This window comes from Pseudonocardia sp. SID8383, from assembly GCF_009864975.1.
Taxonomy (GTDB): Bacteria; Actinomycetota; Actinomycetes; order Mycobacteriales; family Pseudonocardiaceae; genus Pseudonocardia; species Pseudonocardia alni.
This window is the reverse complement of record NZ_WWFY01000457.1, coordinates 1-5,565: the sequence shown is the minus strand read 5'-3', so window position 1 is coordinate 5,565 and position 5,565 is coordinate 1. Positions and strand designations below refer to the sequence as shown.

Here is a 5,565-nt window from a genome sequence, read left to right as displayed (position 1 = left end):
CGCGCCCGAGCTGTCCCGGCGCCGGGTGCTGACCGGCGCGCTCGGCGTCGCCGCGCTCGCCCTCACCGGCTGCTCCGGCGGCGGGACGGGCGACCGGCGGTTGCGGGTCGCCTTCGCGACCGGCGGCTCGCGCGAGTCGCTGGACCCGCACGTCCTGCCGCTCTACGTCGACCAGGCCCGGGCCAAGGCGTGCTTCGACACCCTCACCGGGTGGTCGCAGGACATGACCCCCGAGCCGCGGCTGGCCGAGTCCTGGGAGAGCGACGCGACCGGGCGGCGGTGGCGGATCCGGCTGCGCGCCGCCCGCTTCCACGACGGTTCCCCGCTCACCGCCGACGACGTGCTCGCCACCCTGGCCCGCATCACCGACCCGGCGACCACCGCGACCGCCGCGACCCTGTTCCGCGACCTCGACGCGGCCGCCTCGCGGGCGGTGTCGCCGACCGAGGTCGAGCTGGTGCTGACCCGGCCGAACACGCTGTTCCCGCTGGCCTGGGGCGCACCCGGTACCGAGATCGTCAAGGCCGGGACGACGTCGTTCGACCGTCCGAACGGGACCGGGCCGTTCCGGCTCGCGTCGTTCACCCCGGGCGGGTCCACCGTCTACACCGCGTCGGAGGACCATTGGGACGGCGCGCCCGGCGTACGTGAGCTGGAGTTCCTTCCCGTCGACGACGAGGCCGCCCGGATCGGCGCCCTGCTGTCCGGCCAGGTGCACTATGCCCACGACCTCACCCCCACCGGCGCCGCCCGGCTGGGGGGCGAGCAGCGCGCCTCGGCGCTGTCCGCGCCGGCCTCGGCGAGCCAGTTCCTGGTGATGCGGGTGGACCGGGCACCGTTCTCCGACCCGCGGTTGCGCGAGGCGGTGCGGCTGGGCATCGACCGCGAGGAGCTCGTGCGGGTCGTGCTGCTCGGGCGCGGCCGGGTCGGCGACGACATGTTCGGCCAGGGACTGCGCTACCACCCGGCGGGGGTGGGCCCGGTGGCACGGGACGTCGCGCGGGCCCGCGCGCTCGTCACCGAGGCCGGGGCACAGGGGGCGGCGATCGAGCTGCAGACCAGCGGCGCCGACCCGACCTTCGACGCCGCCACCGCACTCGTCGCGCGCCAGCTCGGCGAGGTCGGGCTGCGGGTCACGGCACGGCCGCTGCCGTCGTCGGGCTACTTCCGGGCCATCCGGCAGCAGGGCGTGTTCTCCCAGAACAGCACCGGCTCGCTGCCGATCCCGGACTACATCGGACGCCGGATGCTGACCAGCACCCCGACCTACGACTTCACCGGCTACCGCAGCCCGGAGATCGACCGCCTCTACCACTCCGCCGTCGCCACCACCGACGACGCCGCGCGCACCGACGCGTTCGCCCGGATCCTCGGTCTGCTGCGCGCCGAGTCGGGCGCCCTGGTGTGGGGTGTGCGGGACTGGAACGTCGGCGTGGCGGCCGGGCTCACCGGACTGGAGGCGGCCCGGCCGAACACGTTCGCCTGGGCGAACTTCGCGCGCGCCCGGCTCGGGTGATCAGCGGATCGCGACCAGGGTCCGCCGGTCGAAGGTCTGGGTGAGCGTCCCGACCTCGGCGAACCCGGCGCCGGACAGCGCCTGCTCCCAGGCCGGTAGCGACGACCCGCCGGTGACCCGGTCGGCGAAGCGGCGCTCCCGCTCGGCGAACCCGTCGGCCAGGGCGGGCTCGTCGGCGAGCGCGTCCCACCAGGTCCGGAAGTCCTCACCGGTCGCCAGTCCCCGGTCGGTGCGCTCGACCCGCAGGGTCCGGGTCAGCTCGGCCAGGCGCGGCCGGGCGGGGTCGGCGAGCAGGGTGTCGACGTTCACGAACACCCCGCCGGGGCGCAGCACGGACGCGAGGCGCTGCGCGAGCCCGGGCAGCGCGTGCTCGGGCAGCCAGTGCAGGGCGGTGGCCGAGACGGCCGCGTCGAACGGCCCGCCGCCGACGGCGTCGGTCCACCCGGGACGCGCGAGGTCCGCGTCGACCCAGCGGACGCGCTCGCCGGTGGTCCGCCGGGCCAGCTCCAGCATGACCGGGTCGACGTCGACGCCGACCACCTCGGCACCGGTCCAGCGCGCCGCCGCGCGGGCCGCGAACGACCCGGGCCCACAGGCGAGGTCGAGCAGCCGGGCGGGGGTGCCGGCGAGCCGGTCGACGACGTCGAGCGCCAGGGCGAACAGCGCCTCCCGGTCGGGGATGTAGCGCTCCTGCTGGGCGTCCCACCGGCGCAGCCAGTGCTCGGCGTCGAGGTCCGTCCCGGTGGTCATCGCACTCTCCTGCACAACGGTGGCAACAGTGCGGCCGACGGTATCCGCGCGGACCCGTCGAACGGAAGGGACCGCCGGGCCCGTGACCGGCGACGTTCACCGTGCGTGACTCGATGGTCGTCGAAACCGGAACCGATAGGGGGGTCGATCGTGTCCGGACCCCAGATGTAGTGTCCGGGGCGCTGGTGGTTCACCGGTCCGCACGGGCCGGTGAGGCAAGAGGGAACCCGGTGGGAATCCGGGACTGCCCCGCAGCGGTGAACGGGAACGACCGCCGTCAACAGCACTGGGAGACCTCTCCCGGGAAGCGACGGCCAGTAGGTGTGTGCAGTGCGCCCGTGAGTCCGAAGACCTGCCGCCGGTGCGCGTGCCGACCGGCGCGCGCTGCTCCGGGGCCTCGTGGGACGGCGCCAGGGTGCGGTGGGCCGCCGACGACACGCCGACCCACCGCCTCCTCGTACCGCGCCCGCCCCGGAGGGACGGCGACTCGCGAGGAGAGAGCCCGTGACGGCTTCCACCGCTGCACCGGCAGCAGCACCACCGGCCCTGCGCGTCATCCGGCGCGACGGGTCCGAGACCGGGTTCGACGCCACGAAGATCTCGGTGGCGACGACCAAGGCGTTCCTGGCGGTCGAGGGGGACTCGGGCGCGGCGTCGTCGCGGCTGCACCACCTCGTGGCCGGACTGACCGACCAGGTCGTCGCGGCGCTGACCCGGCACCCGGCGCGCGCCGTGCACGTCGAGCAGATCCAGGACCAGGTCGAGCTGGCCCTGATGCGCGGAGGCCACCACAAGGTCGCCCGCTCCTACGTGCTCTACCGCGAGCAGCAGGCCCGGGCCCGCGCGCACGACGGCGGGGACACCGCCGCCGCGGACGCCCCGGTCGTGCATGTCACCCACCCCGACGGCAGCCGGGCCCCGCTGGACCGGGTCCGCGTCGCCGCAGTGCTCGACGAGGCCTGCGCCGGCGTCGAGGGCGTGACCCCGGACAGGGTGCTCGCCGAGCTGGACCGCACCGTCTACGACGGCATCACCGCCGACGAGCTGGCCCAGGCCCTCGTCCTGGCCGCGCGCACGCTGGTCGAGCGCGAGCCCGCGTACTCCCTGGTGGCCTCGCGGCTGCTGCTGGACCGGCTGCGCGCCGAGGCCGTGTCGCACCTGTCGGGCGCCCGGGAGACCCCGGACCACGCGACGATGGCCGGGCGGTACGCGGCCTACACGAAGGACTACCTGCGCCATGCCATCGCGATCGGCCTGGTCGACCCCGAGCTCGCGACCTTCGACCTGGAGCGGGTCACCGCCGCGATCCGCCCCGAGCGCGACCTGCAGATCGGCTTCCTCGGCCTGCAGACCCTCTACGACCGCTACTTCCTGCACGAGCGCGGCGTGCGCTTCGAGCTGCCGCAGGCGTTCTTCCTGCGGGTCGCGATGGGGCTGGCGGTCCGCGAGGTCGACCGCGAGGCGCGGGCGGTCGAGTTCTACGAGCTGCTGTCGCGCTTCGACTTCATGGCCTCGACCCCGACGCTGTTCAACTCGGGCACCACCCGCCCCCAGCTGTCGTCGTGCTTCCTCACCACCGTCGACGACGACCTGGAGTCGATCTTCGGCGGCTACCGCAACAACGCGCTGCTGGCGAAGTACTCCGGCGGGCTGGGCAACGACTGGACCCCGGTCCGGGGGCTCGGCGCGCACATCCGGGGCACGAACGGCGTCTCCCAGGGCGTGGTGCCGTTCCTCAAGATCGCCGGGGACACCGCCGTCGCGGTGAACCAGGGCGGCAAGCGCAAGGGCGCCGCGTGCGCCTACCTGGAGACGTGGCACGTCGACATCGAGGAGTTCCTCGACCTGCGCAAGAACACCGGCGACGACCGTCGCCGCACCCACGACATGAACACCGCGAACTGGGTGCCCGACGAGTTCCTGCGCCGCGTGCAGGCCGACGGCGAGTGGACCCTGTTCTCCCCGGACGAGGTCCCCGACCTGCACGACCTCTACGGCACCGCGTTCGCCGAGCGCTACCGCGCCTACGAGGCGGCCGCGGCGCGCGGTGAGGTGCGGGTGCACCGCACGGTGCGCGCGGTCGAGCTGTGGCGGCGGATGCTGACCATGCTGTTCGAGACCGGGCACCCGTGGATCACGTTCAAGGACCCGTGCAACCTGCGCAGCCCGCAGCAGCACGCGGGCGTGGTGCACTCGTCGAACCTGTGCACCGAGATCACCCTCAACACCCGCGCCGGCGACGAGGGCGAGGTCGCGGTCTGCAACCTCGGCTCGGTGAACCTGGCCGCGCACGTCACGCCGGACGGGCTCGACGCGGACAAGCTGCGCCGCACGGTGACCACCGCGGTGCGGATGCTCGACAACGTGGTGGACATCAACTTCTACACGATTCCCGAAGCCCGCCGGTCCAACCTGCGTCACCGCCCGGTCGGCCTGGGCATGATGGGCTTCTCCGACGCGCTGTTCACCCAGCGCATCGCGCCCGGCAGCGACGCGGCGGTGCAGTTCGCCGACCGCAGCGCGGAGGCGCTGTCGTTCCACGCGATCACCGCCTCGTCGGACCTGGCGGTCGAGCGCGGCCGCTACGCCAGCTTCGACGGGTCGCTGTGGAGCCGCGGGATCCTGCCGCTGGACTCGCTCGAGCTGCTGGCCGCGGCCCGCGGCGACGGCGAGCTCGACGTCGACCGGTCGTCCACGCTGGACTGGGCATCGCTGCGGGAGAAGGTCGTCGCACAAGGGATGCGCAACTCCAACGTCCTCGCGATCGCACCCACCGCGACGATCTCGAACATCTGCGGGGTCGGGCAGTCGATCGAGCCGATCCACCTCAACCTCTACGTGAAGTCGAACATGTCCGGCGACTTCACGGTGATCAACCCGCACCTGGTCCGCGACCTCAAGGACCGCGGGCTGTGGGACGAGGTGATGGTCGCCGACCTCAAGTACTTCGACGGGTCGCTGGCCGAGATCGACCGGGTCCCCGCCGACCTGAAGGAGCTCTACGCGACCGCGTTCGAGATCGAGCCGCGCTGGCTCGTGGCCGCCGCCTCGCGCCGGCAGAAGTGGCTGGACCAAGCGCAGTCGCTGAACCTCTACCTCGCCGCCCCCAGCGGCCGGGCGCTCGACGAGCTCTACCGCCTCGCCTGGCGCTCCGGGCTCAAGACCACCTACTACCTGCGCACCCGCGCGGCGACGTCGGTGGAGAAGTCCACCCTCACCGGCACCGACGGCCGGCTGACCGGCGTGCCGAGCACCCCGGCCGTCCCTGCCGCGTCGCCCGCGGCGGCCGTGCCCGCGGT

At 73.8% G+C, this 5,565-nt stretch carries 3 protein-coding genes and 1 riboswitch; of the genes, 2 read left to right on the top strand and 1 reads right to left on the bottom strand.

What is annotated here, in order from left to right; translation table 11 throughout:
• On the top strand, positions 1-1,516 hold a 1,516-nt coding region (locus GTW08_RS11180; protein ID WP_237453739.1), incomplete at its 5' end, for an ABC transporter substrate-binding protein.
• Here GTW08_RS11180 and GTW08_RS11175 read toward each other — a convergent pair.
• Positions 1,517-2,266 (bottom strand): class I SAM-dependent methyltransferase, encoded by a 750-nt coding sequence (locus tag GTW08_RS11175; protein WP_073576631.1) that lies wholly within the window; start codon positions 2,264-2,266, stop codon positions 1,517-1,519.
• Positions 2,267-2,435: 169 nt separating this feature from the next.
• A riboswitch (cobalamin riboswitch) is annotated at positions 2,436-2,641 on the top strand.
• Between the two features lie 129 nt (positions 2,642-2,770).
• Between GTW08_RS11175 and GTW08_RS11170 the strand changes: the two genes are divergently transcribed.
• The coding region (locus tag GTW08_RS11170) for a ribonucleoside-diphosphate reductase subunit alpha (protein WP_346009895.1) at positions 2,771-5,565 on the top strand (2,795 nt) is incomplete at its 3' end.

Bases quoted from the DNA above. Each gene is read 5' to 3' on its own strand.
- GTW08_RS11175 (WP_073576631.1), bottom strand. From the start codon at position 2,266: ATGACCACCGGGACGGACCTCGACGCCGAGCACTGGCTGCGCCGGTGG.